The following is a 23327-nucleotide window of genomic DNA, read 5'->3' as shown; positions in this document are numbered from 1 at the left end:
AAAATATTGAACGTTGTAGTATCTAAGGGCATTTTAACAATGCCCTTTTTTATTAAAATGAATGCTCTATAGGTTTAAGAGATAACTAATACATTAATGAGATACTTCAGTGGTTACAGGTATCCCCAATAAGATGACATCAACATTATGACTTTACCTTCGGCCAATATTTGTCAGCACCTTCAGCATGCAGCTGTTCACTCTCCAACAGAGCTTGCCGTTGCCGTGCAAACGGCATCATCGACACTGTCATATCAAGAAATCGATTTTAACCAGCTAAATGCGCAATCCGATGAAATGGCTTATCGCTTAAATGCCGATGGTATTAGAGCAGGAATGAAAGCGGTATTAATGGTGACGCCGAGTATTGATTTTTTTGTACTGACGTTTGCCTTATTCAAAGCAGGAATTATTCCCATTCTGGTTGACCCTGGAATGGGCGTAAAAAACCTAAAACAATGTTTTGAAGAGTCGCAACCTGATGCTTTTATCGGTATTACGAAGGCAAATATTGCAAGGCGCATTCTTGGATGGGGTAAAGGCTCGGTTAAGCAATGCCTCAATGTGGGAGGCAGTCGAGTCGCATGCTTTTTGGCAGGGGCAAAGGCGATAGATGACTTACCCCAAAATACGGCCTCTGCACCTTATCCCATTGCTGCATTGGCAAAAGATGCCATGGCGGCGATATTGTTTACCAGTGGTAGCACTGGCACCCCAAAGGGGGTGGTTTATAGTCACGAGTTGTTTGAGGCTCAAATTCAAGCATTGAAACATGATTATGGCATTAAGCCTGGTGAGCGAGACCTAGCGACATTTCCGTTATTTTCATTATTTGGTCCAGCGCTTGGAATGGCATCGATTGTGCCAGCTATGGATGCCAGTAAACCGATTACCGCCACCCCTGAATACTTGTTTGCGGCAATTGAAAAGTATCAATGTTCAAATATGTTTGTTAACCCAGCTTTGCTGGAGCGATTAGGTGAAGCAGGTGAGAGTAAACAGCATAAATTACCTAGCGTTAAACGCGTAATTTCAGCTGGCGCCCCAGCAACCATAGCTTCGATAAAGCGCTTCAGTCACATGCTGAGTAGCGGTGTTGAAGTGTTAAACTCTTATGGTGCTACCGAGTCGTTACCCATTAGTATGATGCCGAGTTCGGCCTTATTTGAGACCACAGAGGCAACTGATAACGGCTTAGGAATTTGTGTGGGTCATCCGATTAAAGGTGTTGATATTGCGATTATTGATATCACAGAAAACCCGCTTAAACAGTGGGATGATGACTTGATGCTCGATAGCGGTAGCATTGGTGAAATTGTGGTAAAAGGTCCCATGGTGAGCCGCAGTTATTATCATCGTGAAAGTGCAACTGCAATCGCTAAAATCTCAGATGGTGAGCATATTCGTCATAGAATGGGCGATGTTGGCTATCTTGATGAAGAAGGGCAGTTATGGATGTGTGGCCGCAAGGCGCATCGTGTTGACCAAACTGGTACAGATAAAAAACGTTATTTTTCTATTCCCTGTGAAAGAGTATTCAATACCCATCCGCAGGTTAAACGTTCTGCACTTGTTCCTATCAGCATAAACGGTGAAACTTTGCCTTTGTTGTGTATTGAACTAGATAAAGGCCTCGCCTGTTCAGATAGTAAAATGCTCTATAGTGACCTGCTAGCAATCGCAGAAAAGCATTCTCATACCGTGGGGATCAGTCGATTCCTTATTCATCCAGATTTTCCTGTTGATGTCCGCCATAATGCAAAAATATTTCGCGAAAAGCTGGCAGTTTGGGCACAAGCACAATGGAAGGAAGCGTAAGTGACTCAAATTGAAAATAAGCCCTTAACTCATTTGGAAGCGAACTCAATGACCTCAGTAAATAGCGCTCAGCTTCAATTAACTGATTTACTGCCTCAAGAACAAACGGCATTAGCAGCACTTAAACAAACGGCAAACAAGGCATTTGTTACCGGAGCGGGCGGCTTTCTAGGTAAGAGTATTTGTAAACGTCTGCGCGCCGCGCAAATTGAGGTCGTAGGATTTGCCCGTGGTGATTACCCTGAACTCACTGCAATGGGTGTTGAGATGTTTAAAGGTGATCTTGCTGATTATGATGGGGTGGTTAACGCTATGGAAGGCTGCGATCTCGTGTTTCACGTTGCTTCAAAAGCCGGTGTTTGGGGAACTAGAGATAGTTATTTTGAACCTAACGTTAATGGCACCGCCAATATCATTAGAGCGAGTAAAGCCCATCAAATCGACCGTATTGTGTATACCAGTACCCCTAGTGTGACTTTTGCTGGTGAAGATGAAGCAGGAATTGATGAATCAGCGCCATATGCGGCTAAATTTTTAAATTATTATGGCCATTCAAAAGCGCTAGCAGAAAAGATGATTCTTGATGCAGATAGCAAAGAACTCAAAACCACAGCATTACGACCTCATTTAATCTGGGGGCCTGAGGATCCGCACTTGGTTCCAAGGGTGATTGAGCGTGCTAAAAAAGGCAAATTAAAACTAGTAGGCAAGCAAGATAAGTTAGTTGATACGATCTTTGTCGATAATGCTGCATTTGCACATATTCTTGCCGCTGTAGAGTTAAGTCATCAAGCAAACTGTGCTGGTAAAGCCTACTTCTTGAGTAATGATGAACCAATAACAATGGCTAATATGCTTAATAAAATTTTAGCTTGTGTTGATATCCCCCCCGTTGAAAAACGAGTACCTGCAGGGGTTGCCTATGCAGCAGGAGTGGTATTAGAAGGTTTATATGGCCTTTTAAAGAAACAGCAAGAACCGATAATGACACGATTTGTAGCAAGGCAATTATCAACCAGTCATTACTTTGATATTAGCGCAGCAAAAAACGATTTTGGGTATCAAGCGCTAATCAGTATTGATGAAGGCATGATAAGACTAAAGCAGTCGCTTTAGTCTTATGTTAATTGTCACTAAATAAAATCAATAAGTTGAGCCAATGAACCACATTGTGCTAAGCGATTGGTTTGATAAAACGACAAGGGTTGCCGGCATACACACCATTGCCGGCGATATCTTTAGTCACGACACTTCCTGCACCAATCACAGTGTTATCGTGAATGGTAATGCCTGGCAATACAGAAACATTTCCACCTAACCAAACATCATTTCCTATCGTAATCGGCTTTCCGAATTCAGTATTGCGGCGTGCAATAGGATCAATCGGGTGTGTGGCCGTTGATAACATAACGTTAGGGCCAAACATAACATTGCTTCCTATTTTGACTTCACAGACGTCTAAAATAACCAAATTATGATTGGCATAAAAATTATCGCCGATGGTGATATTAGTGCCATAGTCACAGAAGAAGTTTGCTTCGATATGACAGTGTCCAGTGATATTAAGTAATGTTTTTAGCATCGCTTGGCGTTTATCGTTATCCAATGGACTAAGTTGATTAAACTGATGACACATTAATTTTGCCTGATTTCTTGCAGCTAGAAGCACTTCATCCCACGCATCATATGCCAGGCCAGCTAACATTTTTTGTTTCTCAGTCTGTTTTTGCATCACGATAACCTTAAGTGCGTGAATAATTTTTCTTTAGTATGACTTAAGTTTGCAAACCAAACATAGACTTATGTCTGCTATACGCCGAGTGTAACTTGATTATCATAACGGTATTACTTTAACGCATTGTTATAGAGGGACTTATCGTACCTAAATTAAATGCAATTGGATGGATACTGGCAGATGAACATTAAATTCACTGAGTTATATCGTCAAATAGGGCGTCTAACCAAGGCTAAAAACTTTAAGGTTTTGGGGCTGTTTTGCATCATGCTAACAAGTATGCCTTTAGCAATAGGCCAAAATCAGCCTAAGCAAGAATCCCTTCATAATCCTTTGATTGGTAGCTGGGCGCTGTTTGATGGCAAGTACCTCAATGAGAATAAACAATGGGTTGATTATAAGACACTTAATTTATCTGCTATTAAACTTGTGTCGGCAACGCACTTTAGCTTCACGACAATGAAAAAAGAGGGCGGGAAAAAGACATTTTGGGCAAGTGCTAGTGGTCATTACGAATTAATTAATAATCAATATACCGAGTTTCCGACGTTGAGCTCATTTGGGGTGAAGCCAGGAGAGTCCTATCGCTTTTTATTTATGTTAAAAGAAAATGAGTGGCATACACAAAGATACGATGGTGAAGATCTCGTTGAAGAGGAGGTGTGGAAAAGGCTTGATTAAAGGGCTTGCGGATTTTCGTAATCTTGGCTTTACAAGTTTGAAGGTATCAAAAAGTCGTTTTAGCATTGGCTAATTTATCAGCACATGTATCTTGAGTTTGACTTACCCACACCAATCACAATTCTAATGAATGGGTAAGAAGGGAGAAAAAGATGCATAAACCATGGAATTTAGCCACATTAGCCATCCACGCAGGGCACGAGAAAGATGCGCTTGGGGCGTTGGTATCGCCACTATATCAAAGTGCGACATTCGTTTTTGATAATGCAGAGCAAGGAGGAGCCCGCTTTGCGGGTGATGAAGCTGGATACATTTATACTCGTTTAGGTAACCCGACAACCAATGAGTTAGAGCGTAAAATGGCTTTGTTAGAGGGGGCTGAACAAGCAGCTGCCTGTGCGTCTGGGATGGCTGCAGTATCGGCATCGCTTATGACTCATTTGGAATCAGGTGATCATCTCATTGCCTCAAACGCGATTTACGGCTGTACTTTCGCTTTACTAAGTAGTCAGTTAACCCGTTTTGGGGTTGAAACAACCTTCGTCGATTTTAGTGATCTTTTAGCCATAGAAGCGGCCATTCAACCGAATACCAAATTATTATTTTGTGAAACCCCAGTGAACCCTCACTTACAAGTGTTCGATTTGAGCGCCATCGTCGATATCGCCAAAACCAATAACCTGATTACGATTGTCGATAACACCTTTATGACGCCATTGTTACAGCAGCCTATTAACATGGGAGTCGACATGGTTATCCACAGTGCCACAAAATATTTAAATGGTCACGGTGATGTTATTGCCGGAATAGTGTGCGGTTCTGAAGCGCATATCCACAAATTGAAGTATGAGATTTTAAAAGATTTTGGTGGCGTACTTTCGCCACATGATGCTTGGTTGATTTTGCGTGGAATAAAAACCTTAGATGTGCGATTACAAAGACATTGTGATAATGCAGAGATATTAGCTGAATACCTTAATCAGCATCAAGCTATAGCAAAGGTGTTCTATCCAGGGCTTAAGTCTCATCAAGGTCATGGATTTCTTGGCTCACAAATGAAACGTGCGGGCGGGGTGATTGCATTTGAAATAAAAGGAGACATCAAACAGGCAATCAAATTTGTCGATAGTTTGTCACTATTTACTATTGCTGTCAGTTTAGGAGATGCGGAGTCGTTAATTCAGCACCCAGCTTCTATGACTCATTCGCCATATACCCCAGAAGCCAGAGCTGCTGCTGGCATTACCGATAATCTATTGCGTATCTCTGTCGGATTGGAAAACGTAGAAGACTTGATAGAAGATATTTCACGAGCATTGAATATGTGCGCAATCGATAGCAAAGCGTAGAGATAGATACATAAACTGGGTAGATATCAAAAATTAAATTCTTTAATTGTAATAACAAACTAAGAAATAAACAGAAGTATAACAAGGGGAAATAACTAAATAAGATAGGTATTGATAAAATTGGTTGCGGGAGCTGGATTTGAACCAACGACCTTCGGGTTATGAGCCCGACGAGCTACCAAACTGCTCCATCCCGCGTCCGATTTTTATCTTTTGTTATTAAGTGGTTGCGGGAGCTGGATTTGAACCAACGACCTTCGGGTTATGAGCCCGACGAGCTACCAAACTGCTCCATCCCGCGTCCGTACTTAATAATGATAGTGGTTATATTGGTTGCGGGAGCTGGATTTGAACCAACGACCTTCGGGTTATGAGCCCGACGAGCTACCAAACTGCTCCATCCCGCGTCCGAATATAAACTATCTTGCTTAAACAGTGCGATATAGCTTAGCTATAATACCTTGTTGCCATCATTATATTGGTAATCAATTGATACCATTACAAAATTGGTTGCGGGAGCTGGATTTGAACCAACGACCTTCGGGTTATGAGCCCGACGAGCTACCAAACTGCTCCATCCCGCGTCCGTTTAAGCGGGGCGAACTATAACGACCTAAGCTGTACTTGGCAAGTCATAATGACAATTTTATGATCGTTTGCTGGGTTAATGAGCATAAATCGATATTTTAGTCACATTCAGTCGTTTTAATCGCCAAATCCGCTATCTCTATTCTGAGTCGCTTGCCTATTGACCGAGCGATACTTGGGCTAAGGGAACGACTTATTAGTGAGAATGACCCATTTGGTGAGGCAATTTGAATTAAATTGTCTTAAAAAGAGGAGTATTTATCCAATTCAACCACATTTTCTCACTTGAACTCTTGATTAGGTATATAATGCCGACTTAATTATATCTGTGAGATGATGACTGCCAATTCCATGTTAAATTTTTTTGCTGCAGCCCCTAAGGGTTTTGAATATAGCTTAGCCAATGAGCTTAAAGAGTTTGGTGCTACTGATGTTAAGGAAAGCGTTGCGGGCGTATATTTTTCTGCTCCACTTGAGCTTGCCTATAGAATTACATTGTGGACAAGACTAGCGAGTCGCATTGTCGTGGTTATCTATAAAGGGGCTTGTGAGTCAGCCGAGCAACTTTATAACGCAGCTTACTGTATTGATTGGCCGTCGCATTTTTCTAATAAGAGTACATTCAGTATCGACTTCCATGGTACGGGTGGCTTTATCAATAATACGCAATTCGGTGCATTAAAAATTAAAGATGCAGTCGTAGACCGTTTTCGTGATGATGGCGAGCGCCGTCCTGACGTTGAACGGTTAAATGCTGAATTTAGAATTGACGCTCACTTTAGAAATAATCAATTAACAGTATCGATTAACTTTTCTGGACCTTCATTGCATCAACGTGGGTATCGTGCCACAACAGGTGAAGCACCACTAAAAGAAAATCTAGCAGCGAATATGTTGGCCCGTAGTGGCTGGCAAGCCAACCCAACGGATTTGCTCGACCCATTTTGTGGTAGTGGAACAGTCGTCATTGAAGCGGCATTAATGGCGTCAGATATCGCCCCTGGTTTGCAACGTGCACGTTTTGGGTTTGAGCATTGGCAACGTCATGATGACGCAGTTTGGCAAGCCGTACTACAGGAAGCTAAAGCACGTGCTTCTTTGGGCAAGACCCGCTGCCAAGTGAAGTTTTTTGCATCTGATATCGATTCTCGCTTAGTGGCATTAGCTAAGAAAAATGCTGAAAATGCCGGTGTCGCTGATTTGATCGAGTTTTCCGTTTCAGATGCGCTGAATGTCACCCCACCAGTTACTGAAGGTTTTTTAATTTCTAATCCGCCTTACGGGGAACGATTAGGTAGCATCACTGAGTTATTACAACTTTATTACCAACTTGGTGATAAGTTCAAAAAAGACTTTGGCGGATGGAAAATCGCCATGCTATGTAGCGACATCGAATTATTGTCAGCCTTGAAGCTTAAAGCTGATAAACAAATGAAGATGTTTAATGGTGCATTAGAGTGTGGCTTTAACTTGTACACTTTACATGCTAAAAGCACCCGTCGTGAAGCGCCTGTATTGCCAGAAGGCGTCGATATTGCTGATATTTCGCCAGCATTTGCTAATCGTATTAAAAAGAATATGAAGCAACTGACTAAATGGGCGAAAAAAGAGGGTATCGATAGTTACCGTATTTATGATGCCGATTTACCTGAATATAACGTTGCTATTGATAAATATGTCGATCACGTTGTGATTCAGGAGTATTCAGCGCCAGCAAGTATTCCTGAGGCTGTTACCAAACGTCGTCTTACTGATGTATTGCTTTCGCTTCCTGCTGCGTTAGGTATTGACCCTGATTTAGTTACCCTTAAAACCCGTGAACGTCAAAAAGGCACTAATCAATACCAAAAACTTGATGAGCAAAAGCTTGAGATTATTACCCAAGAATATAATGCACGCTTTAAATTAAACCTGACTGGCTATTTAGACACTGGCCTATTTTTAGACCATCGTTTAACGCGTAAATTGGTCGGCGAGAAATCTGCTGGCAAGCGTGTATTGAATTTGTTTTCTTATACGGGATCGGCGTCAGTCCATGCTGCACTTGGCGGTGCTAAGTCGGTAACGACTGTCGATATGTCTAATACCTATCTTGCTTGGGCAAAAGAGAATTTTGAGCTTAATAATCTCAATGTTAGACAATACCAATTTGAACAAGCTAACTGCATTCAATGGATTAAAGATTGCGACCAGCAATTTGATTTGATTTTCATCGACCCACCGACTTTTTCCAACTCTAAAAGAATGGAAGACAGTTGGGATGTTCAGCGTGACCACGCCGCTTTATTGGTTGATTTAATTAAGTTACTTAGCCCAGATGGTGAGATCATCTTCTCTAATAACAAGCGTAAGTTTAAGATGGACATCGATTTATTAAGCCAGTACAAAATGGATATTAAAAATATCGATAGCCAAACCTTGCCAATGGATTATAAGCGCAACCCGCATATCCATAACACGTGGTTAATTACGCATGCAAAATCTCCTTACGCTAAATAAATAGACGCAAAGAGGTATCGTTTGCAAAGCAAAACAACAGAAAGTCATTTGATTTTATATCACACAGATGGTTGTCATCTGTGTGAAATTGCTCAGGCCCTGGTTGAGCAATTAGGTATTCATTATCAACATATTGATATCTGCGATGATGAAAATCTCGCTGCACGCTATGGCGTGTCAATTCCAGTGGTATCTGTGGGTGATAAAGAGCTGTTTTGGCCATTTGATGAGTCACAGCTAACTGATTTTATTAGGAGCGTCGTTTGAGTTTAGTTCGTATTAATAATGGTTCTTTAGCGTATGGTTACACACCATTATTGAAAAACGCAGACTTTACCATTTTACCGGGTGAGCGTGTTTGTATTGTAGGCCGAAATGGTGCAGGTAAGTCGAGTTTAATGAAAGTATTGTCTGGTGACGTATTACTCGATGATGGTGAATTCAATATTGCCTCTGATGTCAATGTCAGCCGCTTACAGCAAGACCCGCCTAAAGCAGAAACAGGTACAGTATATAAGTATATTTCAGCTGGGCTTAAAGAGATTGGTGAACAATTAGATAGATACCACCAATTGTCACATGATGTGGCAACCGCCGATCCTGATGCGATGGAAAAAATGCTTAATCAAATGACTCGTTTACAAGAGTCACTTGATCATAACAATGGCTGGCACTTAGATTCTCGTATTAAACAGAATTGTGAACTGCTAGGGCTTGACCCTGATAAGCCACTTAATGAGTTATCTGGTGGCTGGCAACGTAAGGTCGCATTAGCTCGTGCTTTAGTAAGCGAGCCAGATTTATTGCTCCTTGATGAACCAACTAACCACCTTGATATTGACACCATTGAATGGCTTGAGCAGTTTTTATTAAGTTTTAAAGGCGCCATTGTATTTGTGAGCCATGACCGTGGATTTATTCACCGCATGGCAACACGGATTGTCGACCTTGACCGAGGGGTTGTCACATCTTGGCCTGGTAACTACAAAATGTACCTTGAAGGTAAGCAAGAGTGGTTACGTGTTGAAGCTGAACAAAATGCTCATTTTGATAAGAAACTAGCAGAAGAAGAAGCGTGGATTAGACAGGGCGTTAAGGCTCGTCGTACCCGTAATGAAGGCCGAGTAAGAGCGTTGAAAGCCTTACGAGTTGAGCGAAGTGAACGCTTAAATCGTCAAGGAAACGCTAAGATGAATGTCAGTGACTCAGAGCGTTCAGGTAAGTTAGTCTTCGACATTAAAAATGTAAATTACAACCTACCTGAAAAAGACTTAGTTAAAAACTTCAGTTCAACCGTGATGCGCGGCGATAGAATTGCACTGATTGGTCCTAATGGCTGTGGTAAATCAACCTTGATTAAGTTATTGATTGAGCAGTTAACGCCACAATCTGGTGAAGTTAAAGTCGGCACTAAACTTGAGGTTGCTTACTTTGACCAGTATCGTGAAGCGCTAGATCCTGAAAAAACAGTGGAAGAAAATGTTGGCGACGGTAAAAGTACTGTCACCATTAATGGCCAAGACCGCCATATTTTGAGCTATTTACAAGACTTCTTGTTTTCACCTGCCAGAGCAAGGACGCCAGTAAAAGCCTTATCTGGTGGTGAGAAAAACCGGTTATTGTTAGCGCGCTTACTGTTACGACCTGCAAACTTAATTATTCTTGATGAACCAACCAATGACCTTGATGTTGAGACACTAGAATTGTTAGAGTCTTTGCTAACGGATTTTGAAGGTACCTTACTGATTGTAAGTCATGACCGTGAATTTATTGATAATACGGTCACCAGTAGTTGGTGGTTTGCCGGTAATGGTGCATGGCACGAATATGTTGGCGGCTATAATGATGCAGTTTCTCAAGGCGCTAAATTTTATTCTGAGGAACCTGAAGCAACATCTGTTGTCATACCATCAGCACCTGCAGAAACTAAGCAAGAAAAACCGAAGAAAGTGGCTGCTGCAGCACCGAAAAAATTATCGTTCAAGCTTCAACGGGAGTTAGATCAATTACCCGCCAAAATGGAGAAGCTTGAGCAAGAAGTAGAAGAGTTACAAAATACTGTGGCTTCGGCTGATTTTTATAGCCAACCACAAGATAAAGTCAACACAGTGTTACAAGCGTTGGCAACAAAAGAACAGGAATTGGACACTTGCTTTGAACGTTGGGAAGAACTCGAGTCATTGAAGTAAGCGCATAATAACAATAGGAATTAAAATGAAGTCGAAGTTTGATAAGGCATTATCAGTCGTTGCCTTGAGTGTGCTAGGCGCTATAGGAAGTGTTCAAGCAGCACCCGTATACGAAATCGTTAATATTGAAGATTTTGATCTCAAAGGAAATGTTGACGGAACCAGCCGTGGTTATGCATTAGCTGTTAATGCAAATAATGAATTAGTTGGCGTATCAAAAGGTAAAAAGAAATTATCTGTTGATGACGAAGACGAAGATGATGTTATTGACGTTGAAGATGGTATTGCGCCTGAAGAAGCGATTGTCTATTCGGTATTTTTACCGATTGTGGCGAATAACTTCACTTTCACTGCGGAAGAAAATGACCCTGAGTCTCCATGGAATCCAAACTTTTACAGCATTAATGGTACAACACCACCAACAGAAGTTGATGATGAAGGCGAGTTAGTGGTTAACTCAGTTGATACTTATTTTTATGGTATGAACGATTCAGAAGTGAAAGTGGGTTCATACACAGCGCCTGAAAAAACCATTGATTACGAAGGCACTGACGAAGATCAAGAGTTTTGGTATTACCGAGATTTTGAACTGCGTGGCGTGGCTGTGACCGCAGACGGTACTGAGATTGAACTTGTCCCTTCATACGAAACTTATGTTCGTGAAGAAGATGACTTTGTTGTTGAGCTAGGTGGTTGGTCAGCAGCAGCTGCCGTTAACAATAATAACCTAGTCGCAGGTTATGCAAGTACTGATATCATTGAGTACAGTGCAGGTCGTATCGATGATTGTATCGACGCAAGCCAAAACGAAGATGCTGAGTTTCCAGTTCCAGTAGAAATCTGTGTTCAGGCAGATCAATACCCATCAAACGGTACACGTAATATTTCTTACCAAACACGTGCACATGTATGGCAAATTGAAGCTGATAATACAATTCCTGAAGATAACATTGTTGAATTGCCATTAGGTTTAACACCTGATGAAGATTCAACCTTGAATTATATTGCTCAAGGCTTGGGTATTAATGATGACGGTGTTGTTGTAGGTCGTTCGCATACCTATCGTGATGGTAAAAAAGACGATTTATACCAAGATGCTGCCTACTGGCAAAAAGATAGCAATGGTGACTACCAATATAACTGGATTGATCCAGATATTTTCAGCGATACCGTTTATAGCTCAATAGCTTATGATATTAATGATAATGGTATTGTTGTGGGTAGCTTTCAAAAGTATATCAGTGGTTATTTAAGAGAGAAATTTTTCTACTACGACATCAATGATCCTGCTGCTGAAATTGTAGTACCTGATGATTTCCAAGATGGATTGTCAGACTTAACCAGTAAGCCGAAAGCAATTAATAATGCTGGGCAAGTGGTGGGTAACATTGAAGTGACTTACGATAAAGATAAGCCACGTCCGAAAGCTGCCTTCTTGTTTAACATGAATGATAATGAATTTATCAATATCAATGACAATTTGACCTGTGAGTCAAAAGGTTATGAACAAGATGAAGACGGTAACTGGTCACGTCACCCAATTGAAGTGATTGATGGTGACGGCTCTATTCTTACCTATGGTTCTGAGTTTTATGTGGTAGAAGCAAACAGTATCAATGAAGAAGGTACGATTGTTGGTACTGCTTTTGTTCGTAAACCAGTTTACCAATATGATACTGATGGTAATTTGATTTTGGGTGAGAACGGTACACCATTATTTGAGATTGATGGTAATGGCGATCCTGTTACTTCATTCTTAACTCGTATGGTCGTACTTAAGCCAGCAGCAGGAAATCAAGAAGCCTGTACTGAGTCTGACTTAGTTGAAGACGAGCCATATGAGCGTAAAGGTGCTTCATCTTGGGCTTGGTTGTTCAGTTTACCTTTGCTTTGGTTACGTCGTCGAAAAGCAAACTAGCTTGAGCATTTTTTGAACAAAAAGTCGAGGTTTTTTCCTCGATTTTTTTTTCTGTTTTTTCTCAATACGTTAATTAAAATCCCATAAATTTGTCATAAATCGACATTGATCTTGTCTAAAAAAGCGCCTATTCCTAATGATGAAGCTTTGGTATTTATCGACCCAAAAGCTTAATTAACAAAACGAGGATGTGTTAATGAAAAGACAAAAAAGAGATCGACTAGATAGAGCTTTTTCTAAAGGATTCCAAGCAGGCATTGCTGGACGTTCGAAAGAAATTTGTCCTTATGGCACTTTAGATTCTAAATCACAATGGCTAGGCGGGTGGCGTGAAGGTGTTGACGGCAGGTTAAGTGGATTGTTTAACAAATAGTAAGGAAACACATATTAAAAAAGCCCTCAAACGATGTTGAGGGCTTTAAAGTAGTATCAACCTATATCTTTATCATATTTGCTCTGAGTAAGCAGTATTGGCAGCTAAAGTGTCTTTAAACTGATTAGATACTTTTATTCACGGACAATTAAAAGTTTGCTTAAAAAGTCGATGTATCTTTGAAAATACCGACTTTTAGATCTGTAGCGGAATAAATCTCGCGGCCATCAACTTCCATTGTTGCATCAGCAATTCCCATAACCAACTTACGATGTATTTTACGCTTTAAAGTTAACTTGTAAGTGACTTTTTTGGCATCTGGTAATACTTGACCAGTAAACTTAACTTCACCAACACCCAGTGCACGGCCTTTACCTTCAGCGCCTTCCCAGCCGAGATAAAAACCAACTAATTGCCACATGGCATCTAAACCTAAGCAACCAGGCATAACGGGATCACCATTGAAGTGGCAATCAAAAAACCATAACTCAGGTGTTATATCGAGTTCAGCGACGATTTCGCCTTTGCCAAATTCACCGCCATCTTCATTAATTTTGGTAATTCTGTCGATCATCAGCATATTATCAACAGGTAAGCGAGGTGAGTTAGGCGCAAAAAGGGTACCGTTACCGCAAGCGATTAGCTCTTCTTTTGTGAAACTATTAGCTTTTACCATTTAAAAATTACCACTTATTCGAGAATAGGCAGACAAGATAGCGAACACGTGTAAGCTAAACAACTCCGATCACTAGATTATCCGTAATTTAATTAAAATTCGTTGTAAAAATGACGGTTCAATCTCTTCTTCATCTTGCCCAGCCATTTTTTCTAAGCGCTGCTGAACTAAACCATAAAGAGATTTTTCAGGAAAATCATTGTCTTCATTTCTCTGGCCTGCTTCAATGTCCATTAACAAACTGATGGCCTGATCCATATGCTCAATGGCATGAATGTGGAATTTACCATTTGCAACCGCTTCAATAATTTCAGGAGACAGGTTCAGTTGTAACACGTTTGCTTTTGGAATAATGACGCTTTGTTCGCCGGTTAATCCACGTTGTAAACATAAGCGATAGAAACCTTCAATCTTTTCGTTCACCCCACCAATTGCTTGGACATTACCAAATTGATCAAGTGCGCCAGTGACTGCAATCGATTGATTAATAGGTTGCTCCGCAATTGCTGACATTAGACAGCAATATTCTGCTAGTGAGGCGCTATCACCATCAATTTCTTGATAGGATTGTTCAAATACAATATTGGCATTCAAATGTAATGGCGCATCGCGGCCGAATATACGATACAAAGAGGCTGAAAGGATCATCATGCCTTTAGTATGAATGTTACCGCCTAATTCAGATTTTCTTTCAATATCGATAACTTCGCCGTCACCATAATGAACTGTTGTGGTAATTCTGGCTGGCTCACCGTAGCTTGCATCGTCGGTATCGACCACAGTTAATCCGTTTATTTGGCCTATCATCTCACCTGATGTTTGCAAATTAATGAAATTATCTGCAAAGTTTTGAGCGGCATAAAGCTCAGAGGTTTCGTGGCGACGTTTAGCTTGTTTTAAGGCTTTGGTAACTGACGTGCCGCTGACCGTTTTTGATGTTGTATAACTCGCTGCCTGAAGCATTAATTGTGATAATAAAATGCTTGATAGGCTTAAGCGTTGTTGGTGTTCAGTGAGCTTTGCACTATGCCAAAATAACGTCATTAGGGCTGAAGTTTCTAATGTAACGTCGACTTGCTTTGCGAGGCTATGTAACCACTGTAAATATTGGGCTTCAGAGTATTGGGTTAGATCTAATTCTGAATTGAGTTCAGCCAGTAAAGGGAAGTACTTTAAAAATACCGGATCTTCAGAACGCAAATGACTGAATAAGTTAGCATTACCCACTAAAATGATTTTACAATTAAGTGGAATAGGGGCAAGTTCACTGTTAATTTTGTAGCAATTATCTTGGAGAATTTGCATCACAAATTCCCAAAGCCCTTCGCGCTTCCATAATGACACTACGTCGATGAATACATAATGGTGACTGGCTAATATTCCTGCCTTATATTGGCTAGACTTGTCAGTTTTAACCATTCTTCCGATTAGTTCAGCGCGGCGAATAGAGCCACTGAGGTAATGATATGACTTATTTTGGTTTGCAATAATACCAACTGATGCTGCAGGCAATGCTGTTTGCCATCGAAAACTAAAATCCAAATCCTCAGTGGGCGTTTTGCTGGCCACTAAATAGGAGTCAGATGGCGTATCAGCTTGCTCGACAATCGCTTTTATTAATAATTGACGATCGATACCCGCATAATCAGCCAAGAATAGATGTTGATTCTCAAGCTTAGTCATTAGCTGAAAAGCTTCGACAGCTCGCTCTTGACCTAATAGCAAATGGCTTAAGTAAACGGTACTCGGTAAAGACTGAGGTAAAGTGAATTGAGGTGCAAGTTGCGACGTCGGGATCAAAGTTGTGGTCATAGCTACAAGTATTAGAAATAATTAATTGCGATTTTAGCACACTATGTCGTCATATCATCGTCATATGGCTGAAATGATTCGTATAACAATCGCTACCGATTTTAAATAAGCCTATTCATTGGCGTTGTTAACTGCGAAATGTGGGGTTGTTTTGGTTAATTATTATCTAAAAAGACGATTTGATGACCATTTGAATAATTTTTCAAAATTTACGGTTTACAATGACCGCTGATACTTATATTATTCACGGCGTTCGGAGAGATGGCAGAGTGGTCGAATGCACCGGTCTTGAAAACCGGCATGGGTTTGTAGCCCATCTAGGGTTCAAATCCCTATCTCTCCGCCATATTTAGAAAAGCCCGTTACTGCAAAGTAACGGGCTTTTTGCTTTCTGTATTTTGAAATATTGGCAATGGGTTTGTAGCGTAATCAATGAAGGGTGCAAATCCCTACCTCTTAACCATATTTATCGAAAGAGCCCGCTAGCAATAGCGGGCTTTTTTGTGTCTGGATTTAAACTTTTAATGAAATGGTTTGTAGCGCAATCAATGTAGGGTTCAAATCCCTATCTCTCTGCCATATTTATCGAAAGAGCCCGCTAGCAATAGCGGGCTTTTTACTTTCAAAATTTGGAATTAACGGGCTTTGCGTTTTTTATAAATGGCCACATATGTGTTGGATTTTGTATCTTGATTGATTAGGGTAACTATTCAAACCGTTAAAGAACTATCTAACTTATCTAGGAGCAAGTTTGTCAGTTATAAGTCAGCAATCAGCAGAGCATTATATATGGGGAAATAATTGTGATGGTTGGCATCTGGTGAAATCAAAGCAATTAAGTGTTATCCAAGAGCGTGTGCCACCAGGTAGCTTTGAATCTCGGCACTTTCACCAAAAATCAGAGCAGTTTTTTTTCGTTTTATCGGGTATAGCAACGATAGAAGTGGAAGGTGAAGTATTGACTGTTAATCCGTTGCAAGGGGTTCATGTCGGTGCTGGTAAAGCCCACCAATTAAGTAATCAACATAATAGTGAGTTGGTATTCACGGTGACCTCTACGCCACCAAGTCATGGGGATAAGATAGAACAAGGTTAACTGGATAAAACTATTTGTAGAATGAGTCGCTTGTTATTAATTATTATTAACTTTATTTAATTATATGATTTTTATAGTTTATTTCTTCTTTTTCTGAGGGGGAGTCTTATTACTCTAAAAATTGAGTGTTAACTTGTAAGTGATTGCCTATAATCGCTCTACATCATTAAGGAATAGTATCGTGATAACCCGTGGCTTAGCATTTATAGTGTTATTTTTATCGTTGAGTTTATTCTCCACGATGATTGCTGCCGAGGGAAACCCAGCTTCACACGTTTCTGGGCCTTCAATAAGTTATCAAGTTAGCCATATTAATCCCATTGTGAATGATGTCGCTTTACCCACAGAGCTTGAAACCAGCTTTAATCAAACTCACATTGAGCCTGTAAAAGATTTGCCACTTATCAGTGACATTGAGCGCTTTGATTTTCTCAATGATTTTCGCCGAGTCGTGAGTCATGATAACCGCGCAGGTATCGGCGAAAAACCCAATTACTCCCTTCTCATCGCTTTTTTTGAACCGATGATTTTTAATCGCTATATAGCTCCAATCTCAACTCCCAAGTTTGTTAATCACTGGACCAGCCAGCTGAGCTCCGCAATATCCCGTGTTTCCGGTTGGAAAGATGGCAATAGTCTGTATAGCCATAATCATCAACGTCTAGCTTAATTTCTTTGGCTTGAAATCCGATATTTATCGGAACTTTACCGTGCGCTTTTGATTATTGAACCGCGAAGCTCCTTTAAGGAATGCCATGCGTTATCAATAAGCTCGAACAGTGCCTTGTGTTTTGTATTGTCAGAGAATTTATTGTGAACAAAAAACAACATCAACCTCTAAATCGTAATGCGATTTGGAAATATATCGTGCTGAGCGTCAGCATAGTGATTTTATTTTTAAGCGCTTTACCTTCATGGTACGGCGAACAGGCTTCAGTACATATTAAGCACCCTAACCAGACTATTGATGTTCTCGCTGTGTCGAAATATCTCACTCAGGCCGATATAGCAACAACGGCTATCCATCAAACGAATGGACAAACGATTATTGTATTACAAGATGATAATCAACAAGCTAAAGCAAAAGATGTTATGGAGCAGCACCTCATTGAGGGTGAAGTTATTGCACTAGCGATGGAACCTTCAGCGCCAGATTGGCTAACCAACTTAGGCTTTGCGCCAATCAAGTTAGGTTTGGATTTACGTGGTGGAGTGCAATTCTTACTTGATGTGGATATGGAGCCTGTTTATCACGCCCACCGGCAGGTGGTTATGGATGAGTTTCGCGCTAAAGTCAGAGGCTCAACAGGTCGCCATTTCGATGATAGCGTTTATTTAAGTTTTAGGTCGCCAGAAAGCTTACAAGAGGCGATTTCAGTTGCTCGTGAAGAGTTTCCGCAATGGCAAAGAGCAGTCAGTAATAATCAATTAATATTGAGTCAAACCGAAGAAGAAAGAGATGCGTTACGTGCATCTACAGTGCTACAAAATTTACAAATTATGCGCAGTCGAATTGAACATTTAGGGATTACTGAAGCATCGGTACAAAGACAAGGTCAATCAAGAATAAGGATTGAATTACCTGGCGTACAAGACCCAGCTGCAGCTAAGGACGTTATTGGCGCAACCGCATCATTATCATTTCATAGCTTAGTCAGTGAACGCTCACCCGGTGCATTAGTTATTGATGATGAAAATGGTAAGCCTGTTTACCTCAATAGAAACGCTATCTTTGGTGGTGAGCATATTATTGATGCAAGGGCTAGCATTGGTGAGATGGGACTGGCAGAAGTGAATTTAGTGCTCGATTCTGCAGGGGGGAGAAAAATGTCCCATCATTCTCGGGCAAACATTGGCCAGCCTATGGCAACAGTTTATAACGAGTACACACAAGGTCGAGATGGTACTAGCATTAAAAACAGTGAGGTCATTAGTGTTGCAACGATTCAAGCGCAGTTAGGTAGTCGTTTTCAGATCACAGGTAGTGGAAATCTTGCTGAGGCGCAGCAACTTGCCTTGTTGTTAAGTGCAGGCTCGCTAACTGCACCTGTCACCATTGTTGAAGAACGTACCATAGGACCAACTCTTGGAGCTGAAAATGTTAAGAACGGCTTTGCTGCTTTAGCATTAGGTTTGGGATTAACACTGACGTTTATCGCATTATGGTATCGCCGTTTAGGTTGGGTTGCTAATTCAGCATTGTGCATTAACTTAGTCATGTTAGTGGGGTTAATTGCTTTAATTCCTGGCGCAGTACTCACTATGCCAGGTATCGCAGGGTTAGTACTTACTGTAGGTATGGCCGTTGATACCAATGTGCTTATTTTTGAGCGTGTTAGAGACAAAATGAAACAAGGTTACAGTTTTGCTCAATCTATAAACACAGGCTTTGATAGCGCTTTCTCTTCCATTTGGGATGCTAATTTAACCACTATGATTGTTGCTATCGCACTCTATTCGATTGGTAATGGTCCTATTCAAGGTTTTGCACTTACATTGGGATTAGGTCTTCTAACCAGTATGTTCACTGGGATCTTTTTATCTAGAGTCATCATTAATCTTATTTGGGGACGCGATCAGCGTCGTATGGTTAAAATATAATGAAAAAATTAATTGAGAGATTGTCTTTAACTGCACCGACATCAATATTGACCCAATTACGATGCTTTATGACAGGGATATCTTTAATATTATTAGTCGTTTCAATGACGATTATGGGCGTTAAAGGGTTTAACTGGGGGCTCGATTTTACTGGTGGAGTAGTGGCTGAAGTCGCGATTGACCAAACCGTGGCAAGTAGTGAGTTAAAAGCGCATTTAGATAAAGTGCTTAAACAAGATGTGCAAGTGACTCAAGGCGCGCAAGCAGGTCAGTGGACAATCCGATATAACCATGATGAATTACCCGATCTCAGTATTACGCAACAGCTGTTACCAGTCAGTGATTCCGTGCAAGTATACAGCAACAGTGTTGTTGGCCCACAAGTTGGACAAGAAATGGTTGAACAGGGCGGCTTAGCGGTCATTGCATGCTTATTATTAATTATGGTGTATTTGAGTATGCGGTTTGATTGGCGATTGGCATCAGGTGCTTTAATGGCGTTGATCACGGATATTGTTATCGTATTAGGCGTGTTCTCTCTATTTCAATTGGAGTTTAACTTAACGGTATTGGCGGCCTTATTGGCGGTGCTTGGTTACTCATTGAATGACTCAATCATTATTGCTGATAGAGTGAGGGAGTTGATGAGAATGCGCCCAGAATCTAAGACGGCTCCTATTATTGATGACGCCGTTAAAGCAACGTTTTCAAGAACTTTAGTCACATCGGGGACAACATTAGTCACTGTATCAAGCCTTTGGCTTTTAGCTGGCGACAGTTTGCAAGGCTTCTCTGTTGCATTATTCGTCGGGATCGTTTGTGGAACCTGTTCATCTGTGGCATTAGGAGTAACGTTACCACAATGGTTTGGTTTAAAAGCGAGTGATTATATTGTGCGGCCAATAGAGGTTGAAGAAGGCTACACTTAAGGTATTGCGGCGTTAATGTTTAGCGTTTAAAAAACCAGCCGTTTGGCTGGTTTTTTATGAAGACGAATGGAGTGTAACCTATCTTATTTAGGTCACTTTACACAATTCTAGCAAGCGTGGCAGATACTGCTTATCAAGCTGTGCAATATCGCTTTGTTCCGCTAACACGTCTTTTAATATGGTTTCAGTGGTAAGCGGATTAGCTAAAACAACTCTAAATACTGTGGTGTCTTTACGCAGATATTTGGCTGGTTTTATCCGTGTACGTGACACGAATGATTTACCTTGTTCACGTTGATGCTTTTGAATGAATTGGGTTAAGCCATCGAGAAGTTCATTACATGTTGTGACAAACTTAACGTCACCCCGTTCAACGGCATCATCAATAGCTTGTTGTACTGAGTGCGGTACAAATCGATAGGTTAAAATGCACAATTCAGGGTAAGTAATAAGCTCAAAGTCTCTGTGTTCGACAATACAGTCAGCAAAGTAGCGGGCTTTTTCAAGGCTGTTATTGATTAAAATTTCATAGCCGTCACCGCCAATAATTTGCAAGCAGGCATGGACTAACATAGCCATACCAGGTCTTGAGCCTTCAAGGGTTTGACTCCCTAAGTCCTTAGAGCCGACACGTAAAATATATTCAGCGTGATGGGCAATGGCATTGGCAAGTTCCGGGTCTTTAAATAACACCATACCCGCGCCCATAGGGACGTACATTTGTTTATGGGCATCGATTGTGACAGAGTCAGCTTGTTCTATACCATCAAGCAAATAGCGATATTTGTTTGATAATAAACTTGCGCCGCCCCACGCCGCGTCCACATGAAAGTGACAATCAAGTTCTCGTGCTAACTCAGCAAGCTCAGCTAAGGGATCAATATTACCTGTTTCAGTAGTACCCGCTACGCCAACAATTGCCATGACTTTTATATTGTCACTGGCCAGCTGTTTGGCTGTTTGACGCATTTTTGTAACATCAACTTTATTGTCAGCTGTGGTTGGAATACTGATGATATTATCACGACCGATCCCTAACAAATCAGCGGTTTTTCCAATGGAGTAATGGCCGCGTTCAGATACCAGTATGGCGATGTCCTCAAAACCATAATATTTTAAGGCCTTGGGTAAACCTTCACGGTTTATTCCTTTAAAATGTCCATCTGCTTTCAATAATTGGTTGCGTGCAATCCACAGAGCGGTGATATTGGCAACGGTTCCACCAGAACAAAAGGCGCCTAAAGAGTAGTTTGCACTATGCATCCATTGTTCATAAAACGAATCATTTTGGCCAAATATAAGGTGGTGCATCATTCCCAAGACTTGGCGTTCAAGCGGGGTGAAAGCTTTTGAAGTTTCAATTTTGACCAAGTTTTGATTCAGGCCAACCATCATTTTAGACAGTGGCAGTACAAAATATGGCAATGCCGATGTCATATGACCGATAAAGCTCGGGGCAGAGGTATGTACTGAGTGAGCGACCAAGTTTTGCATGATTTCATCAGTATAATCAGAAACAAAGCGTGGGGCATCAGGGATCTGAAATGTCCTGAAGTCTTGTTCAATCAGTGATAAAGGTTTCTCTAAAGCAGCAATGCTTTTACCCAAGAATCCCGCTAAATCTTCAGAGAGCTTTTGTTCAATGATACTTAACGTTGATTCTGCATCTTCTGGTACGGTAAAAATACGTAATAGACTATCTTCAGATGCTTGGGCTTTGCGGTCGTTCTTAGTGGTCATTTAATCGTGCCATCATTTTTATTTTTCAGCCATGAATCACTCTTTTTGAAGGTGATTTCATGGCGATTATGAGGGCTAACTTTACTGCAAGGATTATTTGGCAGCAAGTTTTTGCTTCAAACGGTCGTTTTTATATTGATAGTTTCAAGCTTGCGGCGATATTTTGAGCAGTGTTTACCAAGTTATTATGGGCATTGGCTAAAATATCATCCAGTGGGGATAACGAAGGAATGATTGGAAATATTGCTGTCATGCCCTGAGCCAGAATATCCTCAGCACCTTGACCTAAACACCCAGCAATACCAATCACGGGGATATCTTGTTTTATCGCCTGTTGCATCACGCCCATAGGTGTTTTACCACTGAGGGTTTGACTATCCATTCTGCCTTCACCTGTGATAACAAGATTTGCCTTATCCATTTTTTCAGCTAATTTGACGGCTTGTACGACAATATCAACCCCAGGTTGTAATTTAGCGTCAAGTAATGCCATTACCCCAAATCCCATTCCGCCAGCAGCCCCAGCACCAGGAAATAAGTCTATATCGTTAACTAAGGATAACTGGCTGGTGTTGTTAACGATGGATGCAAAATGTCTCAGGGCATTGTCGAGTTCTGTTACCATTTGAGGCGTCGCCCCTTTTTGCGGGCCAAATATTGCCGAGGCGCCGTTAGGGCCACATAACGGGTTGTCAACATCACACGCCACATCGATTTGGCAATTGCTCAAAAGCGGGTGAACCTCATCAGTATTAATACTTGCCAATTGGGTTAAACCTGCTGCGCCGTAAGTTATAGCATTACCTTGGCTGGTGAGTAAGGTAAAACCAAGTGCTTGCGCCATACCTGCACCACCGTCATTGGTCGCACTGCCACCTAGTCCCAATATTATATGGCGTATGCCACGATCAAGCGCGTCTCGGATCAACTCACCTGTGCCGTAGCTGGTGGTAAGCATCGGATTTCTGTGATCGCGTTTAATATGATGCAACCCTGAAGCCTCTGCCATTTCGATGACTGCTGTCAGTTTTTGGGGAGCGAGATTATCGCTCCCCTCCACTGAATTCTCAGCACCTAAGATACCGTAATGCGCTGATACCGGTTGACCATCTGGCCCTGTAACCTGAAGAGTCACTAATTGCCCGTTAGTTGCGTCAACCATTGCTTGTACAGTACCTTCGCCGCCATCGGCCATTGGTACTTTACAATATTCTGCATCAGGGAAAATTCGTTTAAATCCTTCCTCTATTGCATTAGCAACACCTAATGCACTAAGGCTCTCTTTGAATGAGTCAGGGGCAATGACTATTTTCATAACAATTC

At 41.2% G+C, this 23327-nt stretch carries 18 protein-coding genes and 5 tRNA genes; 14 read left to right on the top strand and 9 right to left on the bottom strand.

The window, feature by feature from the left end; genetic code table 11:
- Nucleotides 1–147 precede the first annotated feature (147 nt).
- Both oleC and oleD read left to right on the top strand, forming a co-directional pair.
- A complete protein-coding gene (gene oleC, locus J8L86_RS00820; protein WP_211028255.1) occupies nt 148–1818 on the top strand; it encodes an olefin beta-lactone synthetase in 1671 nt (556 codons plus the stop codon).
- A gap of 48 nt (nt 1819–1866) precedes the next feature.
- Nucleotides 1867–2934, top strand: coding sequence for a 2-alkyl-3-oxoalkanoate reductase (oleD, locus tag J8L86_RS00815; RefSeq protein WP_211028615.1), 1068 nt, complete (start codon nt 1867–1869; stop codon nt 2932–2934).
- A gap of 58 nt (nt 2935–2992) precedes the next feature.
- Here the strand turns inward: oleD and J8L86_RS00810 are convergent, their stop codons facing one another.
- Nucleotides 2993–3550 (bottom strand): sugar O-acetyltransferase, encoded by a 558-nt coding sequence (locus J8L86_RS00810; RefSeq protein WP_065109209.1) that lies wholly within the window; start codon nt 3548–3550, stop codon nt 2993–2995.
- Nucleotides 3551–3733: 183 nt separating this feature from the next.
- On the opposite strand from J8L86_RS00810, the gene J8L86_RS00805 reads away from it, so the two are divergent.
- The gene (locus tag J8L86_RS00805; RefSeq protein ID WP_231919084.1) at nt 3734–4234 is read left to right on the top strand and encodes a hypothetical protein; all 501 of its coding nucleotides are present in this window, start codon (nt 3734–3736) and stop codon (nt 4232–4234) included.
- Between the two features lie 152 nt (nt 4235–4386).
- Nucleotides 4387–5583 carry an aminotransferase class V-fold PLP-dependent enzyme gene (locus J8L86_RS00800; protein ID WP_055022985.1) on the top strand — a complete coding sequence of 399 codons (1197 nt, stop codon included), beginning with the start codon at nt 4387–4389 and terminating at the stop codon, nt 5581–5583.
- A 121-nt stretch (nt 5584–5704) separates the two neighbouring features.
- Here the strand turns inward: J8L86_RS00800 and J8L86_RS00795 are convergent.
- The 4 genes from J8L86_RS00795 to J8L86_RS00780 all read right to left on the bottom strand — a co-directional run bounded on the left by J8L86_RS00795 (nt 5705) and on the right by J8L86_RS00780 (nt 6167).
- Nucleotides 5705–5781 (bottom strand) — tRNA-Met (locus tag J8L86_RS00795).
- 26 nt (nt 5782–5807) lie between these two features.
- Nucleotides 5808–5884: transfer RNA gene (locus J8L86_RS00790), tRNA-Met, on the bottom strand.
- A 29-nt stretch (nt 5885–5913) separates the two neighbouring features.
- Nucleotides 5914–5990, bottom strand: a tRNA-Met gene (locus J8L86_RS00785).
- 100 nt (nt 5991–6090) lie between these two features.
- Nucleotides 6091–6167 (bottom strand) — tRNA-Met (locus J8L86_RS00780).
- Between the two features lie 355 nt (nt 6168–6522).
- Here J8L86_RS00780 and rlmKL point away from each other — a divergent pair.
- The 5 genes from rlmKL to rmf all read left to right on the top strand — a co-directional run bounded on the left by rlmKL (nt 6523) and on the right by rmf (nt 13150).
- A complete protein-coding gene (gene rlmKL, locus J8L86_RS00775) occupies nt 6523–8670 on the top strand; it encodes a bifunctional 23S rRNA (guanine(2069)-N(7))-methyltransferase RlmK/23S rRNA (guanine(2445)-N(2))-methyltransferase RlmL (RefSeq protein WP_211028253.1) in 2148 nt (715 codons plus the stop codon).
- A gap of 21 nt (nt 8671–8691) precedes the next feature.
- Nucleotides 8692–8937 (top strand): glutaredoxin family protein, encoded by a 246-nt coding sequence (locus J8L86_RS00770; RefSeq protein WP_055022984.1) that lies wholly within the window; start codon nt 8692–8694, stop codon nt 8935–8937.
- Nucleotides 8934–10859 carry an ABC transporter ATP-binding protein gene (locus J8L86_RS00765; RefSeq protein ID WP_065109210.1) on the top strand — a complete coding sequence of 642 codons (1926 nt, stop codon included), beginning with the start codon at nt 8934–8936 and terminating at the stop codon, nt 10857–10859. Before J8L86_RS00770 ends, J8L86_RS00765 begins: the two co-directional genes overlap by 4 nt.
- Nucleotides 10860–10884: 25 nt before the next feature.
- Nucleotides 10885–12777 (top strand): DUF3466 family protein, encoded by a 1893-nt coding sequence (locus J8L86_RS00760; protein ID WP_211028251.1) that lies wholly within the window; start codon nt 10885–10887, stop codon nt 12775–12777.
- 196 nt (nt 12778–12973) lie between these two features.
- Nucleotides 12974–13150 (top strand): ribosome modulation factor, encoded by a 177-nt coding sequence (rmf, locus tag J8L86_RS00755; protein ID WP_055022981.1) that lies wholly within the window; start codon nt 12974–12976, stop codon nt 13148–13150.
- Between the two features lie 160 nt (nt 13151–13310).
- Here the strand turns inward: rmf and fabA are convergent, their stop codons facing one another.
- The gene (gene fabA, locus J8L86_RS00750; protein WP_055022980.1) at nt 13311–13826 is read right to left on the bottom strand and encodes a bifunctional 3-hydroxydecanoyl-ACP dehydratase/trans-2-decenoyl-ACP isomerase; all 516 of its coding nucleotides are present in this window, start codon (nt 13824–13826) and stop codon (nt 13311–13313) included.
- 72 nt (nt 13827–13898) lie between these two features.
- Nucleotides 13899–15638, bottom strand: a complete 1740-nt coding sequence (locus J8L86_RS00745) for an AAA family ATPase (RefSeq protein ID WP_211028249.1) — start codon at nt 15636–15638, stop codon at nt 13899–13901.
- 255 nt (nt 15639–15893) lie between these two features.
- Here J8L86_RS00745 and J8L86_RS00740 point away from each other — a divergent pair.
- From J8L86_RS00740 to secF, 5 genes are all read left to right on the top strand, one after another.
- Nucleotides 15894–15984 (top strand) — tRNA-Ser (locus tag J8L86_RS00740).
- Nucleotides 15985–16389: 405 nt separating this feature from the next.
- Nucleotides 16390–16734, top strand: a complete 345-nt coding sequence (locus tag J8L86_RS00735; RefSeq protein WP_065108405.1) for a cupin domain-containing protein — start codon at nt 16390–16392, stop codon at nt 16732–16734.
- A gap of 181 nt (nt 16735–16915) precedes the next feature.
- Nucleotides 16916–17404: a hypothetical protein gene (locus J8L86_RS00730; protein ID WP_065108404.1), complete on the top strand. Its 489-nt coding sequence runs from the start codon at nt 16916–16918 to the stop codon at nt 17402–17404.
- 143 nt (nt 17405–17547) lie between these two features.
- Complete coding sequence (gene secD / locus J8L86_RS00725; protein WP_348772637.1) at nt 17548–19335, top strand: protein translocase subunit SecD; 1788 nt, start codon at nt 17548–17550, stop codon at nt 19333–19335.
- Nucleotides 19335–20264: a protein translocase subunit SecF gene (gene secF, locus J8L86_RS00720; RefSeq protein WP_065108403.1), complete on the top strand. Its 930-nt coding sequence runs from the start codon at nt 19335–19337 to the stop codon at nt 20262–20264. The genes secD and secF overlap by 1 nt, the downstream gene beginning before the upstream one ends.
- Nucleotides 20265–20351: 87 nt before the next feature.
- Here the strand turns inward: secF and panP are convergent, their stop codons facing one another.
- Entirely contained in the window at nt 20352–22004 is a 1653-nt protein-coding gene (gene panP, locus J8L86_RS00715) for a pyridoxal-dependent aspartate 1-decarboxylase PanP (RefSeq protein ID WP_055023918.1), read from the bottom strand.
- Nucleotides 22005–22134: 130 nt separating this feature from the next.
- Nucleotides 22135–23319: a glycerate kinase gene (locus tag J8L86_RS00710; protein ID WP_065108402.1), complete on the bottom strand. Its 1185-nt coding sequence runs from the start codon at nt 23317–23319 to the stop codon at nt 22135–22137.
- Nucleotides 23320–23327: the final 8 nt, after the last annotated feature.

The sequence above is a fragment of the Shewanella sp. MMG014 genome (assembly GCF_018100775.1).
Taxonomy (GTDB): Bacteria; Pseudomonadota; Gammaproteobacteria; order Enterobacterales; family Shewanellaceae; genus Shewanella; species Shewanella japonica.
This window is presented reverse-complemented; position numbering and strand designations above follow the sequence as displayed.

Bases quoted from the DNA above. Each gene is read 5' to 3' on its own strand.
- J8L86_RS00710 (WP_065108402.1), bottom strand. From the start codon at position 23,319: ATGAAAATAGTCATTGCCCCTGACTCATTCAAAGAGAGCCTTAGTGCA.
- J8L86_RS00760 (WP_211028251.1), top strand. From the start codon at position 10,885: ATGAAGTCGAAGTTTGATAAGGCATTATCAGTCGTTGCCTTGAGTGTG.
- fabA (WP_055022980.1), bottom strand. From the start codon at position 13,826: ATGGTAAAAGCTAATAGTTTCACAAAAGAAGAGCTAATCGCTTGCGGT.
- J8L86_RS00810 (WP_065109209.1), bottom strand. From the start codon at position 3,550: ATGCAAAAACAGACTGAGAAACAAAAAATGTTAGCTGGCCTGGCATAT.
- oleC (WP_211028255.1), top strand. From the start codon at position 148: ATGACTTTACCTTCGGCCAATATTTGTCAGCACCTTCAGCATGCAGCT.
- panP (WP_055023918.1), bottom strand. From the start codon at position 22,004: ATGACCACTAAGAACGACCGCAAAGCCCAAGCATCTGAAGATAGTCTA.
- secF (WP_065108403.1), top strand. From the start codon at position 19,335: ATGAAAAAATTAATTGAGAGATTGTCTTTAACTGCACCGACATCAATA.
- rlmKL (WP_211028253.1), top strand. From the start codon at position 6,523: ATGTTAAATTTTTTTGCTGCAGCCCCTAAGGGTTTTGAATATAGCTTA.
- J8L86_RS00805 (WP_231919084.1), top strand. From the start codon at position 3,734: ATGAACATTAAATTCACTGAGTTATATCGTCAAATAGGGCGTCTAACC.
- J8L86_RS00800 (WP_055022985.1), top strand. From the start codon at position 4,387: ATGCATAAACCATGGAATTTAGCCACATTAGCCATCCACGCAGGGCAC.
- oleD (WP_211028615.1), top strand. From the start codon at position 1,867: ATGACCTCAGTAAATAGCGCTCAGCTTCAATTAACTGATTTACTGCCT.
- J8L86_RS00745 (WP_211028249.1), bottom strand. From the start codon at position 15,638: ATGACCACAACTTTGATCCCGACGTCGCAACTTGCACCTCAATTCACT.
- rmf (WP_055022981.1), top strand. From the start codon at position 12,974: ATGAAAAGACAAAAAAGAGATCGACTAGATAGAGCTTTTTCTAAAGGA.